This window comes from Legionella stuttgartensis (genome assembly GCF_977063405.2).
Window position 1 is genome coordinate 383,465 of the sequence record NZ_CDRUHA020000093.1, and the last position, 17,831, is coordinate 401,295.

Here is a 17,831-nt window from a genome sequence, read left to right on the forward strand (position 1 = left end):
ATTAATGTAGCCTGGGTGCAGCAGCGAAACCCGGGCTACATTTCTATCCTTTAGGAAGTCTTTTTTAACGTATCCATCAAAATAGTTTCCAGTTGCTCCTGATTTACTGCCGTACATACACGTACGATATTCCCCTTTTTATCGACTATGGTAGTGCCTGATTGATTTTCAGGGCTTAATAAAATACTCAATTTTTTATTTATGGCTTTAACGATTGAATTATCGTGCGCTACTACTGCTGAAAGCACATCCCAAAAATACCACTTATGTTCAAATATCTCGGCCTCATTGCGATGAAAAAGTTCATAGAAAAATTTATTGCCCAGACTATTTTGATTTTGCTTTAATTTCAGATAAAACGCTTTAGTTACGGGGACCTGATTGGTCACATCCAAACCAATCATAGTAAGAGGAATTCCAGAACGAAATACTTTATCTGCAGCATGCGGGTCAACATATATATTCCACTCCGCAGTGTTATTTCGAATTGAGTGATCCAACTCAATCAAATTACCGGTGCTATCTACGGCTCCCCCCATAACATAAATCATTTTAATTTTATTTTTTATCTCTGGCATTTGGGTCACCAGCTCACCAAGATTTGTTAACGGACCAATAGCTAAAATCTCAACCGGTTCTTTTGCATTCGTTAAAGTAGATTTCAACAATTCCATCGCAGTCTTTGAGGTGGATACTTCCACTTTGGGCAACAAATTTGCAGCACCTGCTAAATTATCTGCTTGTTTACGTAGCCAATTAGGAAATTGATGTGTTCCAGTCATCGGTGTATCGCGTCCGCAAGCTAATGGGATGTTTTCATGATGCGTCAACGCTAATAATCCCGCAACATTCCTCAAGCCAGCTGGGCAATGTGACTCTCCAGTACCCACTACCGTAATCGCCTTAATGTCGATGTCTTTTTGTGCTAACAAATAGAACATCGCTAATTCATCGTCGATTCCTACATCAGTATCGATAATAAAAGGTCTATTAGCATGTGCTAAAGAGAACAAAAATAAAGAGAAAATAAAAAAAACAACCGTTTGTTTCGCAAAATTCATAATTCATCTCATGATTCTGCATATAATTTTTTAATGGATACCACGGCAACGAAACAAAGAATTGCGCTCAGAGTTAGGTAAAAACTGGGGGCAAGATTATTATTTAATGATTGAATTAAATAAGTGGTAATAAATGGAGTTAAACCACCAAAAAAAGCGAATGCCAGATTATAAGAAATAGCAATCCCAGTATAACGAATCGACACCGGAAATAATTCAACCAGTATGCTGGGATAAACCATAATGGAGCTACTTAGAATAGCAAAAATAAATAAGCTTACTATAAGTAATAATGTGGTTTGTTGGGATAAAGTGAAGAATAAAACATAACTTAACAAAATAAACCCAACCGCTCCGATGGAGAGAACCAATTTACGTCCCAATCGATCACCACACCAACAAAAAAATACAAGCAGCAAGGAATAAAAGCCCAAATTAATCGTATTGAGTAAAGTTGCTTGTTGCTTTGGATAAGCAAGAATCGTTGATAGGTAGGTGGGCATATAGAGAAATAATAAATTAATCATTACAGAACCCAGACACGTTAAACCAATTCCCTGTAAAATATTGCGCCAGTACTGGGTGATTGCCTCAACAAAAGGTATTCGTGTATTTTCAATGGAATTTTTAAATGCAAGAAATAAGGGACTTTCAGCCAATTGTTTGCGAATGTAGAAACTGAACACGCCAAGCAATCCACCAAATACAAATGGAATACGCCAACCAAAGCTTAATAATTGAGCGTTTGAGAGTTGATTTGTTAGAATTAAACTAATCATCGCCCCCAGAAAAATACCTAAATTAAGAAAAGCAAAAATAATCCCACAAGCAAGTGCTCTAAAACGAGGATTCACATGTTCGCAAGTGAAGGTTAATGCTCCAGGAATTTCTCCACCAATTGAAAGTCCTTGCAGTAAACGCAGAAAAATTAAAAGGATACTCGAAGAAATCCCTATCTGTTGGTGGGTGGGTAAAAATCCAATAAGAACCGTTGGAACAGCCATTAAAAGCACTGAAAAAATAAACGTCTTTTTGCGACCGTATTTATCTCCAAAATGACTAAAGACGAGACCACCTAATGGACGAATTAAATATCCAATGGCAAAAACAGCATATACACTCATCAATGCAGCAAATTTGTCTGTTTTTGGAAAAAAAACCTGGCTAATTATTGGTGCAAAAATAACGTAAATAATAAAATCATAAAACTCCAATGCCCCCCCCAAGGAAGCAAGAAAAATAATTTTCCGCTCATTAGACTTCAATTTCGACTCATGCACGTGCAAATCCTTGTCTCATAAAACTCTGTAAAATATCATAACTTTACATTGCACTCATGATTTTTTTAAAACAGACCATTATCGTTACCCTTCATACTTTTTTGAAATGGTTCTTTTTCCTGAATTTTAGTAACATCAATAAAATCGATCATTGTTCTTATTTCAGATGACAAAACATTCCATTTCTGAACCAATTATTCGGCGTGTAGAAAAAGCAGTGACACAAGCGCATATAGACGCCTACAAAAAAGATGGTGCTGTTTGTATTCGCCAAATTCTGAACCCTGGAGAAATAGAATTACTCTGTGATGGTATCGAACTTAATTTAAAGTCACCGAGCCATCGGGTTAAAATTGCAAGTAAAAATGAGGACCCAGGTCGATTTATTGAGGATTTTTGTACTTGGCAAACAAATCCTCATTACCAACAATTTATCTTTGAATCCCCGGCTAGCCTTATTGCAGGCAAACTCATGGGGAGTAAAAGAACACGGCTATACCATGATCATCTTTTAGTTAAAGAGCCTGGCACACAACAAAGAACCCCATGGCATCAAGATCAACCTTATTACAATATTGAAGGAATACAAAATTGCAGTTTATGGATACCGGTGGATCCAGTACCTCGTGCCTCGACCTTAGAGTTTATTGCTGGTTCTCATTTGGGACCATGGTTCATGCCCCGTTCTTTTATGGACAGCCAAGCAAAATGGTTTCCAGAGGGAAGCCTCATGGATCTCCCCGATATTGACTTAAAACGCGAAGACTACCCTATTATCGGTTGGGAAATAACCCCTGGTGACATAGTTTGCTTCCATATGCTTACTCTTCATGCGGCAGGTGGAGTAGGCAACACTCAGAGACGACGAGTTTTCTCCGTACGTTTTCTCGGCGATGACGTTATCCATGCACCACGAAAATGGGTTACCTCACCTGATTTCCCGGGGTTAAGGGAACAACTTCCAGAAGGTGCGCCAATGGACCACCCTTTATTTCCTGTCGTTTGGGAGTATTAATCAGAGATAGACTCTTTGACTCAGTATATGAATTTACCTAAGTCACTTCGTCTCAAATTTTTTAATTTTCGTCCCTGACCTTCAAAAAAGAAAGAACAACCAAAATTTTTACACTAAAAATTCTGTTTTTTTTCTTAAAAATAAGCAATACTTCTTTCTGAATAAATCGTGGTAAAACCTATGGTTAAAATAAGGCCTTTTCTTAAATGGGCAGGGAGTAAATACAACTGTTTGGAAAAGATTATTCCCTTTCTTCCTCCAGGTAAACGCTTAATCGAGCCCTTTGCCGGCTCGGGCGTGGTTTTTATGAATACAAATTATTCTTCCTATTTGTTAGCAGAAAGTAATTTTGATTTAGTTCATCTATTTACAACCTTGCAACAACAGGGAGAGGAATTTATTACACACTGCGATACTTATTTCCGCCCTGAATTCAACCATAAAGAAAAATATTATCAAATAAGAGCGGATTTCAATGCCTCCCTTAATTCCGCACAAAAATCTGCGCTTTTTCTTTATTTAAACCGACACGGTTATAATGGATTATGTCGCTATAATTCCAAAGGTATCTATAACGTTCCTTTTGGGCTTTACAGCAAACCTTATTTTCCGCGCAAGGAAATGCAGCTTTTTCACTCAAAAAGCCAACAAACAGAATTCCTCCATAATGATTTCAGAAAAACTTTTGAATATGCAGAACGAGGGGATGTAATTTATTGCGACCCCCCTTACGTACTTCTTTCAGAGAAATCACATCATTTACCCTATACTAAAAAACTATTTACAACCGAAGATCAAATCGAATTGACGGAATTGGCTAAAGAAACAGCAGCCCGAGGAATCCCTGTTATCTTATCCAATCACGATACTGAATTTACTCGTTACCACTATAGAAAAGCAGAAATTAAAAGCTTTCCAGTATCACGTTTTATAAATTGCCAAGGATCGCTTCGTCGTCCAGTAAACGAGTTAATTGCCATATTTAATTAATCTGAAAGCATTGTAGACATTTTCTTAAAAGCAAGCTAAGTTTTCATTAAAAGGTTGCTTTAAAAACTGTATTGATGCATTTACGACTTCGTCTACCTGAGGAGTAAGACCTAGATATTCTTGGTTGGGTTAAACATACCTTGATTATAGGTCGTTATATTTAATTCCATGGAATAACATTGTCCTACCCGCGAACTTGTAAACTTGATATAAAAATAAAATGTCCGTTTTGATAGGTCACAGGATCTGAATTAATAAACCACCCAAATCCCGGCATCATCTCAACGGAATTAAGGCACTTTACAGCAAAGAAAATGCGTGAATTGGATAACAATTTTTCTTTACCAGTTTGATAGACTAATAGTCCATTGATGAAGATATTCTCCGTTTCTTCTAAAGTATTTGTCTATTTCTATGATTCTAAGGTTCAAATAAAACAGGCTCCATAAAAAGTGAGTAAAGAATGAAAATTGTAATTAAAGTTGGAACTCAAAGTATTTTATCAAGTGATGGTACTCCATTTGAGCCTATTATGCTTTCCTTGGTTGAACAAATTGTCACTCTTCAAAAAGAAGATCATCATGTAGTATTAGTTAGCTCGGGTGCAGTTGCATCGGGGCGAAAGGTTGCGAATCAATTTCTGGACCGTCAATATGGTTGTTCGATAGGAGAAAAACAAGTTCTTGCATCATTAGGACAATATGAATTGATGCATATGTACGCATCCATGTTAAAAAAACATAAAATGCTGGCGTCCCAATTACTGCTCACAAAACAGGATTTTCAAACGAGACAGCACTATTTGAATATATCTAGATTACTTCATGAAATTATAGTTCAGAAAAATATTGTACCTATTATCAATGAAAACGATAGTGTTGCCATTGAAGAGCTCATGTTTACAGACAACGATGAGCTATCCGGTCTAATCGCAGCAATGATTAATGCTGATAAATTAATTATTCTTAGTAATGTTGAAGGCGTTTACACTAAGCATCCTGATGAAATTGGATCCGACTTAATTTCTGTCATCAATCCAAAGCATACTTGGCCTGAAGTTTCTAGTATAAAAAGCCTTCATGGCAGAGGTGGGATGATTAGCAAACTTGGAACGGCTCGAAAAATGTCAAACCTTGGGATAACCACTCATATAGCGAGCATCAATCAACCTTCAGTAATTCTACGTATACTTAAAGATGAAGCCTTAGGCACCACTATTTTCCCAACAAAGAAAAAATCTAATATAAAAAGATGGATTGCTTATACTGAAAAAAAGACAGGCTCAATTACAATAAATTCCTGCTTGGTAGAAATTATAAAAGAGAACAAACGAGTCATCAGCATCCTACCCGTTGGAATTGAACAATTTACGGGTGATTTTAAACGAGGTGATTTGATAGAAATACTGACGCCAAGCAATGAAAAAATAGGGATTGGTCTAGCTAAATATGATGCAGTTAAATTAAATGAGTATTTAGGCCAATCGGGAAAACCTGAATTTATTCATTATGATCATTTACATATATTTTAGAGAATTACATGATTGACGAAATCACGAACCAACTTAAAGCAACAAAAAAATCCAGCCTGAGCTTAAGATTTTTGGATGAACAAAAGCAAAATCAAGTATTACGCGATCTTGCCAATCGATTACGAAATTCTGCTAATGCACTCATTAACGAAAATAAAAAAGATTTAGCGTTGATGGATAAAGAAGATCCTAAATATGATCGGCTGCTTTTATCTAAAGATCGAATTGAATCAATGGCCGCTGATGTTGAAACAGTTGCTTCCGTACCCTATTCAAAGAAAAGAATTTTAGATCAAAGAAAACTTCCTAATGGGTTAGTCATTCAGAAAGTTTCTGTCCCGTTAGGAGTTATCGCTATTATTTATGAATCGCGACCCAATGTCACTTTAGATGCCTTTACTCTATGTTTTAAAACAGGTAATGCTTGTGTTTTGAAGGGCGGAAAGGAAGCTTATTTTACTAATCTTTTTTTAATATCATTGATTCATGATGTCTTACAAAAACATGGTATCGACAAATCTGCTGTTTATTTATTACCCTTAGAAAAAGAAGCCGTACATATTCTTTTAAAAGCCAATCACTTGGTGGATGTTTGTATCCCAAGAGGAAGCCAATCATTAATCAATTTTGTACGTGAAAATACAAGAATACCATTTATTGAAACAGGTGCTGGTATCGTTCATATTTATTTCGATCAAAGTGGTGATATACAAAAAGGACGGTTAATTATAGATAATGCTAAAACTAGAAGAGTAAGTGTTTGCAATGCACTCGATATATTAGTAATTCATCAAAATCGATTGAATGATTTAGCATTTATTATTGAACCACTTGCTCATAAACAGGTTGAAATTTTTGCAGACAAACCAAGTTATGCAGCAATTAAATCCTTTTATCCAAAAAAATTATTGCGAAAAGCAACCTCTAATGATTTTTGTCAGGAATTCTTATCTTATAAATTGGCAATCAAAACTGTTTTCTCGTTAGAAGAAGCTGTTACTCATATTATGGAGCACACTTCGGGGCATAGCGAAGCAATTATCGCTGAAGATCAAAAGAGCATCGATTATTTTCTCGATCATATCGATTCTGCAGCTGTTTATGTTAATGCCTCTACAGCTTTTACGGATGGAGGACAATTTGGGATGGGTGCTGAAATAGGAATTAGTACTCAAAAACTACACGCTCGTGGGCCTATGTCATTAGACGCTTTATCAAGTTATAAGTGGGTTGTCTTGGGTGAGGGACATATCAGACCTTGAAAACCAAGAGTCCCAGTTATGTAGCATTATCGGGCCCGGATTTTAGTTGATTTCACCCGGGCCCCACTTTTAATGAATTTGATGATCTTTATGATCTTTGATAAAGAAGGCAAGAATAGTAACGAGTAATAACGAAAGTGGTAATATAGATAAAGCAACCTGATAATCCACTACTGTATAGATGTGTTCTCCCTCTACAATGCCACTATCACCAAAAGTATCCAGCAATTTACCAACCAGGGGTTGGAAAATTACCCCACCAAGAGTAACTATCATGTTTGTGGCTGCAAATACCGTACCTGATAATTGTGCACCACTGCATTCTTTAGCCATAATAAATACAATAATTTCCGTGGCACTAAACACACCATACAAGAACAATAAAACATTCAAGCTAACGTATGATAATCCAGGAAGGTATAATACAAGGCTAATACAAATCAACGCCAAAATTGCACCCAACACCAAAGGCAATAAACGTCTGCCAGTACGATCCGATAAATAACCCGCTATAGGTGCACCAACCGCCCAACCTAAGAACACTGCAGAGACAGTCTTGGCTGCCTCGACTTTAGTTAAATGGTGTGCTTGTTCCAAATACGTTTTTCCCCACAACTCACCAAATACAGATAAAGAAGTATACAAACAAGCCCCGACAAAACCGATAACCCAAACTTCTGGAGCCATTAATACTTTAAGAACGTTTTGGAAGAATTCAGGTAAAGGATGTTTATTGGGTTGATGTCCTTCAGGCCCATCACGTACCACAAGAAACATTAAAACACTCAAGCCGGAACCTACAATGGCAATAAAGAACAGCACTTGTTCCCAACCAATCCTTTGAGACCACTCGGTAATCTTCACTTCACCATAAACAAGGCCTAACATTCCTAAAGTAGTCATCAAGCCTGCAACTAAAGAAAAATAGCGTCTGGGCAGCCAATGTAATGCCAGAGATAAAACCCCCACAAATGCAAAAGAAGAACCAAATCCCACGAGAAAGCGCCCTGCCCCTACCAAAAACATAGATGAGGTCAAGGTAAACATCCAGGAACCAACGGTACAACAAATGCAGGCAAAAGTTAAAAGCCGTCTAGGACCAAATCGATCCATGAGCATTCCTACAGGCATTTGCATCGGCGAATAGGCAAAATAATATAAAGCAGAAATTTGACCAAAAGTAGTCGCTGAAATATGCCCCAGCGCAATACTTAGCTCCGTCTGCAAAACACCTGGAATTATGCGTAAGATAAACTCATAACAATAAAAAATAGCTCCGACAAAGCAGATAAACATACCAAAGAGCATTTGTTTTCTTGAAACAGTATTATTTAGGTGCATGTGCGTGAGTTTCCCTTAAAAAGAAAGTTAATAAAGCGGCAATAAACATACTTAGAGGTATAAAAGCTAGCGCAATGCGATAATCAGTCACGTTATAAAGTTTATTCACGTTTTCCACAACCAGCGCCGAAGTAAGCGAAGCTCCGTTGCGCAAAGAATAGCTGAAATCCAATAAATGTCCTACCAAGGGTTGTAATAACATACCACCGAGCATGACAATCATGTTGGTAAATGCCATAGCTGTACCTGCTGCCTCTCCTGGGCTCAATTCTCTTCCGACGGCAAATACAATCGCTTGCGCACTATAAAATAAGCCTAAGAAAAACATAAGTATTTGTACATTAGTTTCAGTTAAACCGGGGAAGTACAGAATTACTAACATAAGGACAGTAGCCATACTTGCACCTAAAAACATAGGTAACTTTCTGCGCGCTATTCGGTCAGAAAAATAACCCATTAGTGGGGCACCTACTGTAAAGCCCAAGAAAAGCAATGAGTTTGCTAAACCAGCGGCATGCGTTGATAAGCCATGTGCATGTCTTAAATAGGGAATTCCCCATAATTCAGCAAAAACAGTTGTCGGCAAATAAACCATACATCCGTACAGTCCATTAATCCATATCTGTCTATTACTGAGTATTATATTTAAGTCAATTAAACCGATTTTAAAATTAGAAACAGTACCACTTTGTCTATGTCGACCTTTTTTATCGTGGATACCTAACCATAAAACAAAAGTTAATACAATCCCAAAAAATGCCGTCATGTTTAGGGTTTTAATCCATCCTAATTTAGTGACGAATAGTTCTAAAAAATTATCACCGAGCATGGCACCGACTGTTCCTAAGGCCGATGTAATACCAGAGACCATAGCGAGTTTATTCTCAGGCAACCAGATTGTTGCAAGTTTTAACACTCCCACGAATGCAAATGCAGAGCCTAACCCAACTAAAAACCGTCCTGAAGCTGCAACCCAAAAAGAAGTGGTACCGGTGAATAAGAACGTTCCAACAACACAAATAAAACAGGCTACAGTTAACAACCTTCGAGGACCATAACGATCCATCATTATCCCTACAGGTAATTGCATAGGGACATATGCATAATAATATATAGATGAAATGTGTCCAAAACCTGTTGCCGACAAATTAAAGTGCTCACGTAGAGCAGTTTCCATGACACTAGGCGCTATTCGAAGCAAATATTCGTAACTGTAAAACACAGCTCCAAGACCACAAATAAGCCATCCAATTAATGCGTAATTTCTCCGGTTTTCAGAAAGCAAAGTAATCTCCTTAACTATTTGTTAGGCATGAACGAGCACTGTTTTAAAATTCAACAGTAAAAATTCGTACCTACAATTCACCTATTATTATCCCGAGCGCAAACAGGAATATCTCATATGGCATACTGCTACACCTGAGATCCCTTATTACCGGGATGCTACTTTTATTCTAAATTACAACTTACTTGATTCGCGCCGCTTGCTATTGCAGCTTCAGCTACAGCAGCAGGGACTCGTTCTCTTAAACGAGGGTCTATAGGCTTGGGAATAATGTAGTTAGGGCCAAAATCCCAATGCGTAACACCTGGGTAATTATCCTTCACTACCTGAGGGACGGGCTCATGCACCAGTTGACGAATAGCTTCAACTGCCGCAATTTGCATCGATTGATTAATACATTTAGCGCGTACGTCCAACGCACCACGAAAAATATATGGGAAACACAACACATTATTGACTTGATTAGGGTAGTCACTACGTCCAGTAGCAATAACCAAATCGTTACGTACTTGAAAAGCTAATTCAGGTCTGATTTCAGGATCAGGATTAGATAATGCAAAAATAACAGGTTTGGGTGCCATTAATTTCAATAGATCAGCATCTAATAAATTCGGCTTGGCGACCCCAATAAATACATCAGCATCCACAAGTGCATCAGCTAAAGTCCGGCATTCAGTAGTACGCGCAAAAGCAAATTTATAAGCATTTAGATCTGCACGCCCCGAATGGATTACTCCCTTGGTGTCCAAAAGCAACATATTCTCTTTATTAGCGCCTAACGCAACAAGCAATCGCATAGAAGCAATTCCTGCTGCTCCTGCACCAATACACACAATTTTGGCATCAGATAATTTTTTTTGCTGTAACTCAAGAGCATTCAGTAAAGCTGCTGCAACAACTATGGCAGTACCATGCTGGTCATCATGAAATACAGGAATATTCAATTGTTCAATTAACGCCTGCTCAATCTCAAAACATTCAGGAGCTTTAAGATCTTCCAGGTTAATCCCTCCGAAAGTGGGGGCAATACGTTTTGCTGTAGAAATAAAAGCTTGTGAATCATGAGCATCAATTTCAATATCAAATACATCAATGCCCGCAAAACGCTTAAATAAAACAGCCTTACCTTCCATAACTGGTTTACTGGCCAGAGGCCCAAGATCACCTAAACCCAATACAGCAGTACCATTAGTCATTACAGCGACTAAATTTCCTTTATTCGTGTAACGATAAGCATCTTCGGGGTTTTCTGCTATTGCAATCACCGGGGCAGCAACACCAGGTGTATAAGCCAGAGACAAATCACTCTGAGAGTCAGTTGATTTGGTAATATGAACACCAAGTTTTCCAGGAGTTGGAAACTCGTGATAATCCAATGCACACTGCTTTAAAACGTCATTATCCAAAGTACTCACTCTCTTACATTGAAATAAAACTTAAGTAAGGTCTAAAAATCCTACCAACCAATTGTCAATTCATTGTTCAACCATAGTGCTATAGGCACACAAACATCTGACTATGGACCCTTAATAAAATATAAGGGAAACAGCCAATGGATGATGGGATGGAGACAATAATTGGACGTCAAGAACCCGCGACACCGAAATTAGCATTGCGGGAACAATCTGTCAATAAGATATACTTCGAATGAAGTATATACAAATAAGGCGCAAAATAACGCGCCTTATTTCTTTTCTTCTTTAGTAGCTTGATTAGAACGCTGGCTGTAACGATCGCGGAACTTCTGAACACGACCTCCAGTATCCACTAATTTTTGTTTACCAGTATAAAAAGGATGGCATTGTGAGCATACTTCAATGTTCAAGTCTTTACATAAAGTTGAACGGGTTTCAAATTCCTCACCACAACTGCATATTACCTTGACTGTTTTATATTCTGGATGAATTGATGCCTTCATAATACTACTCTCTATAGTTTAAATGAGTATCGCCACCTGAACCCAACGCCAGGCACCATACTCGGTACAAATGACGCAAAACAATAGCAGAAAAACTTCTTTAAAGCAATTTTTTATCAAACCGAAACAGCGGTGATACCCCTGTTTGTTCTATTAAATGAAACACTGATACACAATTAAAGCTGATAATTATTGGGAATATGAGTTTTTGTGATATTGAGCTGCTTCATTAGCTAAACTACAAGTGCTTTAAAAACTTACATTAAATTTATTTTTCGCTAGCTTGCCTCTAATAAATATAGACTATAATAGCCCACTGTTCATTCCCTACCCTTCCCTAAGAATAAACAATTTCTTATTTATTTCTTCATATCCTCACTGAAATGACAATATTTCGTCAGTATAGAAACAAAATAGTCACTATTGGTCTACGCTTATAAAAACAAATTAATTTAACAGGAGTTAAAATGAAAAAACTGGAACTTTATAAGCTTGAAACCCCAAATGACCTCGATATAAGAGATCGTCGGAAAATTGCCGAGGCGGTTAATCCTCTGTTGGCCGATACATTTGCATTATTTGTTAAAACCAAGAATTTTCATTGGCATATGACAGGGCCACATTATCGTGATTATCATCTTTTATTAGATGAACAAAGCGAACAAATTTTTGCGATGATTGATGTTTTAGCAGAACGTGTACGCAAATTGGGAGAACGCACGATTCACTCTATTGGAGAGATCAAACAATTGCAAACGCTTCGCGATACGAATGAAACTCTTTCTGCAGATGAGATGCTGCAAAATCTACTGGAAGACAATAAAGGGTTCCTAAAAAACTTGAGAAAGGTTCATGAAGTGTGTAGCAAAAAAAATGACTTCGCTACCACAAGCATCTTGGAAGTTTATATTGATGAAACAGAACGACGAATTTGGTTTTTATTTGAAACCTTGCAAAATAAGTGATAGTAACAGTGGAACTGCTTTGCCCGGGTTGGTTTAGGCAAACCGTAACCCGGGTTCTGCTCCGTTCCATCTAGACTACAACTAATTCACATTAAGATCCAATTCAACCCATACAGGTGCATGATCGGAGGGCCTTTCTGATTTACGCGGCTCTTTATCAATAACAGATTGCCTGCATAATGCATTAAGCGTTTTACTCAATAAAATATGATCAATGCGCAAACCTCTGTTACGTCTAAAGGCAGCCGCACGATAATCCCACCAACTGAATATCTGCTCATCCTGCTTAAAACTTCTAAAACTATCGTGTAATCCAAGCTGTAACAATTGCATAAATGCTTCTCGCTCAGCAGGGCTAACTAATACACATCCTATCCATTCAGCAGGATCATGAACATCGCGATCTTCAGGAGCTATATTAAAATCACCGACTACCGCTACATTTGGAAAAACGCTCATTTGTTGTTGAACAAAAGCAGTAACTTTTTTCAACCAATTCAGTTTGTATTGATATTTATCCGAAGTTAATTCCGACCCATTGGGAACATACAAATTGATCAAACGAATACCTGCGACAGTAACCGCCAAAACACGACGTTGAGGATCATCGAAATCAGGTATATTAGTTAGAACATCAGACAAAGGATATCGGCTTATTACAGCAACACCGTTGTAAGTCTTCTGTCCGGAAAATACAACATGATAGCCTTTCTCCATAAACGCGGTCATTGGAAAATTTTCATCGAGTAATTTTGTTTCTTGCAAGGCAAGAACATCCACACGCGAAGAATCAAACCATTCCAACACTTGATCTAACCGTATCTTCAAGGAATTCACATTCCAGCTTGCTAATTTAAGCACACCAATCTCCTTTATATTCGATTAGCAAAGGAGCGTGATCTGACAAACGTGCTTCACGAAAAATGCAACTGTCGACTACATACTCTGTGAGTCCAGGTGTAACTACTTGATAATCAATTCTCCACCCTACATTTTTATCCCATGCACGCCCTCTAAAAGACCACCAGGTATATTGCTCTTCTTCTTGATTATGCACTCGAAATGCATCAACAAACCCCATAGTCCCAAACAATTTATCCATCCAAGCTCGTTCTTCGGGTAAAAATCCAGAGTTTTTTTGATTACCACGCCAGTTTTTCAAATCGATTTGTTTATGGGCAATATTATAATCCCCACACACAATCAACTCTCGTCCTTCATTTTTTAATCGCATTAAATGTTCAGCAAACTGTTCGAGAAAACCGTACTTCACCATTTGACGCTCATCACCACTAGTCCCTGAAGGTAAATAAAGCGAGACGATACTAAATTTTGGATAATCAAATTGAATATACCGCCCTTCGTTATCACAATAATCAAAACCCATACCCTTTATGATACGATTCGGTTTGTGACGCGCATAAATGGCCACTCCACTATACCCTTTCTTTTGGGCTGAATAATAATCACAGAAATAATCGCGTGGATAATATAACTCTTCCGGAGTTAATTGCTCGGGCTGAGCCTTCGTTTCTTGAATACAAACAAAATCTGCATTTTGCGTTGCAAGCCATTCATAAAATCCATTACGAGCTGCTGAACGTATACCATTGGCATTAAAACTAATTACTTTCATTTTTCACTCAATTTATTTATTGCAGTCCGGGCGAAACAAGACCGCCAAGTGCCATTACAAAAATTCTCGACTACGAGTTGTTTTATTAGAACTCAAATTAATGACTCATTTTTCTTCACTCAATTTAAGAGCTGCTCGTGCCAAACGTTCACCTAAATGTTTGGCTAAGTTAATTTCATCCTGACTCAGTGGTCGATCATTTGCCACACCAGAAACATGAGTTGCACCATAGGGGGTTCCACCACTCACGGTCTCATTCAAAGACGACTCAGAATAAGGCACACCCAATAAAATCATGCCTTGATGCAACAAAGGCAACATCATACTTAATAAAGTAGTTTCCTGGCCACCATGCATGCTCGCAGAAGAAGAAAAAACGCAAGCCGGTTTATCTACTAAATCACCTGCCAGCCATAAAGAAGAAGTACCGTCCAGAAAATATTTCAAAGGAGCTGCCATATTTCCAAAACGGGTCGGGCTACCTAAAGCGAGTCCATGACAATGGCGTAAATCATCTAAGGTTACATAAGGCGCTCCATTATCTGGGATCGGCTTATCAACTGCTTCACATGTAGTAGAAACAGGTGGAACCGTTCTTAAACGTGCTTCAATCCCCACAACACGTTCGACACCACGCGCAACATATTGGGCTAATTGCGCTACTGAACCGGTTCGCGAGTAATATAAAACCAAAACATAAGGATTAAACATCAAACAACTCCATTACTTCAAATCGAGGAAGCAGTTGAACGCGCACGAATTGTACTGAATTTACTTTTTCACTTCTCGTAACGAACTCAACTGCTTCTCTAAGTTAAAATTTAAAATTATACTTTAGTTGCGCTTCCAACTTCATTTCAATAAATTTAATTAGCTGATACAAAGCTCCTCCTTTTTTAGGTTTTAATGTTTTCAAGTCAGAAACAATATCATCAGCAGAATCATAATAATTATTAATCGACATATTTGCGATAATTTTACTTACTGCACTAACATGATGTCTATTCCAATATCCTGAAATCATACGTCCAATAAACGAACCGAATAAACAATTTTCTCGAGTATAATCGATAAGCAACGCTTTGATTCTTCTGTGATTGGAATCCCCCCTACTTGTATTCCAAATTTTGGTATGAACAGGGAAATCTAAAGTAAATTTTTGAGAATTAAAAAATGAATACGCTTTTACACCAATACAGGAAAAAGAAGGATGGGGCTCATCATTTTCGAAAGAATCATCAGTGCCTTCTTCTAACTCAAGATCTTCACTTCTTATTGTAGCAATAGAACTCGATTGATGTGACATTTTTTTCTCCTCCATGAGAACAGCCGTTTTTATAGAACTTGCAGTTTCTTTTTAATCACATACCAAAATTACAATTGAATCAAGCCCCCCGCACATTAAACAGAGTGGATGAGTTCTCGTACTATTTTCCTTAATTTATTTGACATGCTCATTTAACAAGCAAAGTAGAACACACCTTAAGTTTTAGAAATAAAGATTATTGCTTTGAGGAATTGTAGCCTGAGTGCAACGCAGCAGAACACAGGTTCGCCAAGTTGCACATAGGCTCTTGAATCTAAAGAATGTAACGAGCTAAATCCTCGTCTGCTACAAGCTGGCCGAGGTTTTTTTCAACATAGGCTTTATCGACATGCACTGATTCGCCTGATTTATCTGTGGCTTCGAATGAAACAACTTCTAATAACCGCTCCATCACAGTGTAGAGCCGACGCGCGCCAATATTTTCAGTGCGCTCATTTACCTGCCAAGCTACTTCGGCAATTCGTCTAATTCCTGACTCATCAAAAGTTAACGTTAATCCTTCAGTAGCCATTAAAGCACTGTATTGCAATGTTAATGATGCAGTAGGTTCGGTAAGAATACGCACGAAATCCTCAACAGAAAGAGCAGATAATTCAACACGAATAGGTAATCTACCTTGTAATTCAGCAATCAAATCAGAAGGCTTAGCAACATGGAATGCTCCAGATGCAATAAATAAAATATGATCCGACCGAATCATACCGTATTTCGTGGTAACTGAAGTTCCTTCAACTAAAGGTAATAAATCTCTTTGGACGCCTTCACGAGAAACATCACCGCCCCCCGCATTCTCAGTTCGTCGGGCTACTTTATCCAACTCATCAATAAAGACAATTCCATTTTGCTCCACATTTTCTATGGCATGAATCTTAATATCGTCCTCATTAATCAGCTTAGCAGCCTCTTCTTCACGTAAAATCTGCATTGCCTTACCTATAGTCATTTTACGTGTTTTTGTTCGGTGAGTGCCCACTTGCTGAAACATTGATTGTAATTGGCTTGTCATCTCTTCCATGCCGGGAGGAGCCATGATTTCAATGCCTATAGGGGTTGCTGAAACTTCTATTTCAATTTCATTCTCATTGAGAATTCCTTCACGCAATTGCTTACGAAACACTTGTCTGGCTGTACTGTCTTTTTCACTAGGAGTCAAACTGCCACGTGCAGGTGGAAGTAATACATCGAGAATTCGCTCTTCTGCTGCATCTTCAGCCAAATGCTCCACTTTTTTCATCGCAAATTCACGTTCTTGTTTAACCGCGATATCGGCCAAATCTCGCAGAATGGAATCTACATCACGACCAACATAGCCTACCTCAGTAAATTTTGTTGCTTCTACTTTGATGAACGGAGCGCGTGCTAATTTAGCTAAACGTCGAGCAATTTCTGTTTTACCAACACCTGTTGGTCCAATCATGAGAATATTTTTAGGCATGATTTCATTGCGCAAAGCAGGATCTTTAATGTTCATGCGTCGCCAACGATTACGTAATGCAATTGCTACTGCCCTTTTCGCGTCATCCTGGCCAATAATATATTTATCCAATTCCTGGACAATTTCACGAGGAGTCATCACTTCTCGAACAGTCTCACGAGGAGTCGTCATCTTGCTGTTATTTGTCGCCATTGTTTAATTCTTCTATAGTTAAATTGTTATTGGTATAAATACAGATATCCCCTGCAATATTTAATGCTTTACGCACTATCTCTACAGCAGATAATTTTGTATTTTCCATCAATGCTCGTGCAGCGGCTTGCGCAAAAGGACCACCTGAACCAATTGCAATCAAGCTATGCTCAGGTTCGATTACATCGCCATTACCTGTAATAATTAGGGAGGATTTGACGTCTGCAACAGCAAGAACTGCCTCAAGTCGGCGCAACATTCTGTCTGTTCGCCAATCTTTAGCAAGTTCAACTGCAGCACGGACCAAATGACCTTGGTGCATTTCCAATTTGCTCTCAAAACGTTCAAAAAGAGTAAACGCATCCGCAGTACCGCCAGCAAAACCAGCAATTACTTGATCTTTGTAGAGGCGTCGCACCTTACGCGCATTCCCCTTCATCACTGTATTACCTAGAGTGACCTGGCCATCTCCACCGATAACCACTTGATTTCCGCGTCGTACTGAAAGTATGGTTGTCCCACGAAATTGTTCCAAAATAAAATCCTCAAATCAAACCGGAACCCTATACATGGGGATGATAAACAAAAAAACA

The 17,831-nt window shown here is 38.2% G+C and carries 17 protein-coding genes; 5 read left to right on the forward strand and 12 right to left on the reverse strand.

Features of this window, described 5'->3' with window-relative positions:
* Positions 1 to 50: 50 nt before the first annotated feature.
* On the reverse strand, positions 51 to 1,061 hold the full coding sequence (locus ACWTEW_RS31880; protein WP_454781984.1) for a nucleoside hydrolase: 1,011 nt from the start codon (positions 1,059 to 1,061) through the stop codon (positions 51 to 53).
* Between the two features lie 8 nt (positions 1,062 to 1,069).
* Positions 1,070 to 2,341, reverse strand: coding sequence for an MFS transporter (locus ACWTEW_RS31885; RefSeq protein ID WP_454781985.1), 1,272 nt, complete (start codon positions 2,339 to 2,341; stop codon positions 1,070 to 1,072).
* A 166-nt stretch (positions 2,342 to 2,507) separates the two neighbouring features.
* Between ACWTEW_RS31885 and ACWTEW_RS31890 the strand changes: the two genes are divergently transcribed.
* From ACWTEW_RS31890 to ACWTEW_RS31905, 4 genes are all read left to right on the forward strand, one after another.
* Positions 2,508 to 3,356 carry a phytanoyl-CoA dioxygenase family protein gene (locus tag ACWTEW_RS31890; protein WP_454781986.1) on the forward strand — a complete coding sequence of 283 codons (849 nt, stop codon included), beginning with the start codon at positions 2,508 to 2,510 and terminating at the stop codon, positions 3,354 to 3,356.
* Positions 3,357 to 3,536: 180 nt separating this feature from the next.
* Complete coding sequence (locus ACWTEW_RS31895; RefSeq protein ID WP_454781987.1) at positions 3,537 to 4,346, forward strand: DNA adenine methylase; 810 nt, start codon at positions 3,537 to 3,539, stop codon at positions 4,344 to 4,346.
* Between the two features lie 463 nt (positions 4,347 to 4,809).
* Entirely contained in the window at positions 4,810 to 5,877 is a 1,068-nt protein-coding gene (gene proB / locus ACWTEW_RS31900) for a glutamate 5-kinase (RefSeq protein ID WP_454781988.1), read from the forward strand.
* 8 nt (positions 5,878 to 5,885) lie between these two features.
* Positions 5,886 to 7,139 carry a glutamate-5-semialdehyde dehydrogenase gene (locus ACWTEW_RS31905; protein WP_454781989.1) on the forward strand — a complete coding sequence of 418 codons (1,254 nt, stop codon included), beginning with the start codon at positions 5,886 to 5,888 and terminating at the stop codon, positions 7,137 to 7,139.
* 69 nt (positions 7,140 to 7,208) lie between these two features.
* Here the strand turns inward: ACWTEW_RS31905 and ACWTEW_RS31910 are convergent, their stop codons facing one another.
* The 4 genes from ACWTEW_RS31910 to rpmE form a co-directional block, all read right to left on the reverse strand.
* On the reverse strand, positions 7,209 to 8,480 hold the full coding sequence (locus ACWTEW_RS31910) for an MFS transporter (protein WP_454781990.1): 1,272 nt from the start codon (positions 8,478 to 8,480) through the stop codon (positions 7,209 to 7,211).
* Positions 8,467 to 9,765, reverse strand: a complete 1,299-nt coding sequence (locus tag ACWTEW_RS31915) for an MFS transporter (protein WP_454781991.1) — start codon at positions 9,763 to 9,765, stop codon at positions 8,467 to 8,469. The genes ACWTEW_RS31910 and ACWTEW_RS31915 overlap by 14 nt, the downstream gene beginning before the upstream one ends.
* Before the next feature lie 164 nt (positions 9,766 to 9,929).
* The gene (locus ACWTEW_RS31920) at positions 9,930 to 11,171 is read right to left on the reverse strand and encodes a malic enzyme-like NAD(P)-binding protein (RefSeq protein WP_454782068.1); all 1,242 of its coding nucleotides are present in this window, start codon (positions 11,169 to 11,171) and stop codon (positions 9,930 to 9,932) included.
* 278 nt (positions 11,172 to 11,449) lie between these two features.
* Positions 11,450 to 11,683, reverse strand: coding sequence for a 50S ribosomal protein L31 (gene rpmE / locus ACWTEW_RS31925; RefSeq protein WP_454781992.1), 234 nt, complete (start codon positions 11,681 to 11,683; stop codon positions 11,450 to 11,452).
* 467 nt (positions 11,684 to 12,150) lie between these two features.
* Here rpmE and ACWTEW_RS31930 point away from each other — a divergent pair, with 467 nt between their 5' ends.
* Positions 12,151 to 12,648, forward strand: coding sequence for a Dps family protein (locus tag ACWTEW_RS31930; protein ID WP_454781993.1), 498 nt, complete (start codon positions 12,151 to 12,153; stop codon positions 12,646 to 12,648).
* 81 nt (positions 12,649 to 12,729) lie between these two features.
* Here the strand turns inward: ACWTEW_RS31930 and xth are convergent, their stop codons facing one another.
* The 6 genes from xth to hslV form a co-directional block, all read right to left on the reverse strand.
* Positions 12,730 to 13,509 (reverse strand): exodeoxyribonuclease III, encoded by a 780-nt coding sequence (gene xth / locus ACWTEW_RS31935; RefSeq protein ID WP_454781994.1) that lies wholly within the window; start codon positions 13,507 to 13,509, stop codon positions 12,730 to 12,732.
* Positions 13,502 to 14,284: an exodeoxyribonuclease III gene (locus ACWTEW_RS31940; RefSeq protein WP_454781995.1), complete on the reverse strand. Its 783-nt coding sequence runs from the start codon at positions 14,282 to 14,284 to the stop codon at positions 13,502 to 13,504. The genes xth and ACWTEW_RS31940 overlap by 8 nt, the downstream gene beginning before the upstream one ends.
* A gap of 105 nt (positions 14,285 to 14,389) precedes the next feature.
* Positions 14,390 to 14,995 carry an NAD(P)H:quinone oxidoreductase gene (gene wrbA / locus ACWTEW_RS31945; protein ID WP_454781996.1) on the reverse strand — a complete coding sequence of 202 codons (606 nt, stop codon included), beginning with the start codon at positions 14,993 to 14,995 and terminating at the stop codon, positions 14,390 to 14,392.
* Between the two features lie 103 nt (positions 14,996 to 15,098).
* Positions 15,099 to 15,605, reverse strand: a complete 507-nt coding sequence (locus tag ACWTEW_RS31950; protein WP_454781997.1) for a DUF5617 domain-containing protein — start codon at positions 15,603 to 15,605, stop codon at positions 15,099 to 15,101.
* A 259-nt stretch (positions 15,606 to 15,864) separates the two neighbouring features.
* On the reverse strand, positions 15,865 to 17,238 hold the full coding sequence (gene hslU, locus ACWTEW_RS31955; RefSeq protein WP_454781998.1) for an ATP-dependent protease ATPase subunit HslU: 1,374 nt from the start codon (positions 17,236 to 17,238) through the stop codon (positions 15,865 to 15,867).
* On the reverse strand, positions 17,225 to 17,773 hold the full coding sequence (gene hslV / locus ACWTEW_RS31960; protein ID WP_454781999.1) for an ATP-dependent protease subunit HslV: 549 nt from the start codon (positions 17,771 to 17,773) through the stop codon (positions 17,225 to 17,227). Before hslV ends, hslU begins: the two co-directional genes overlap by 14 nt.
* Positions 17,774 to 17,831 lie beyond the last annotated feature (58 nt).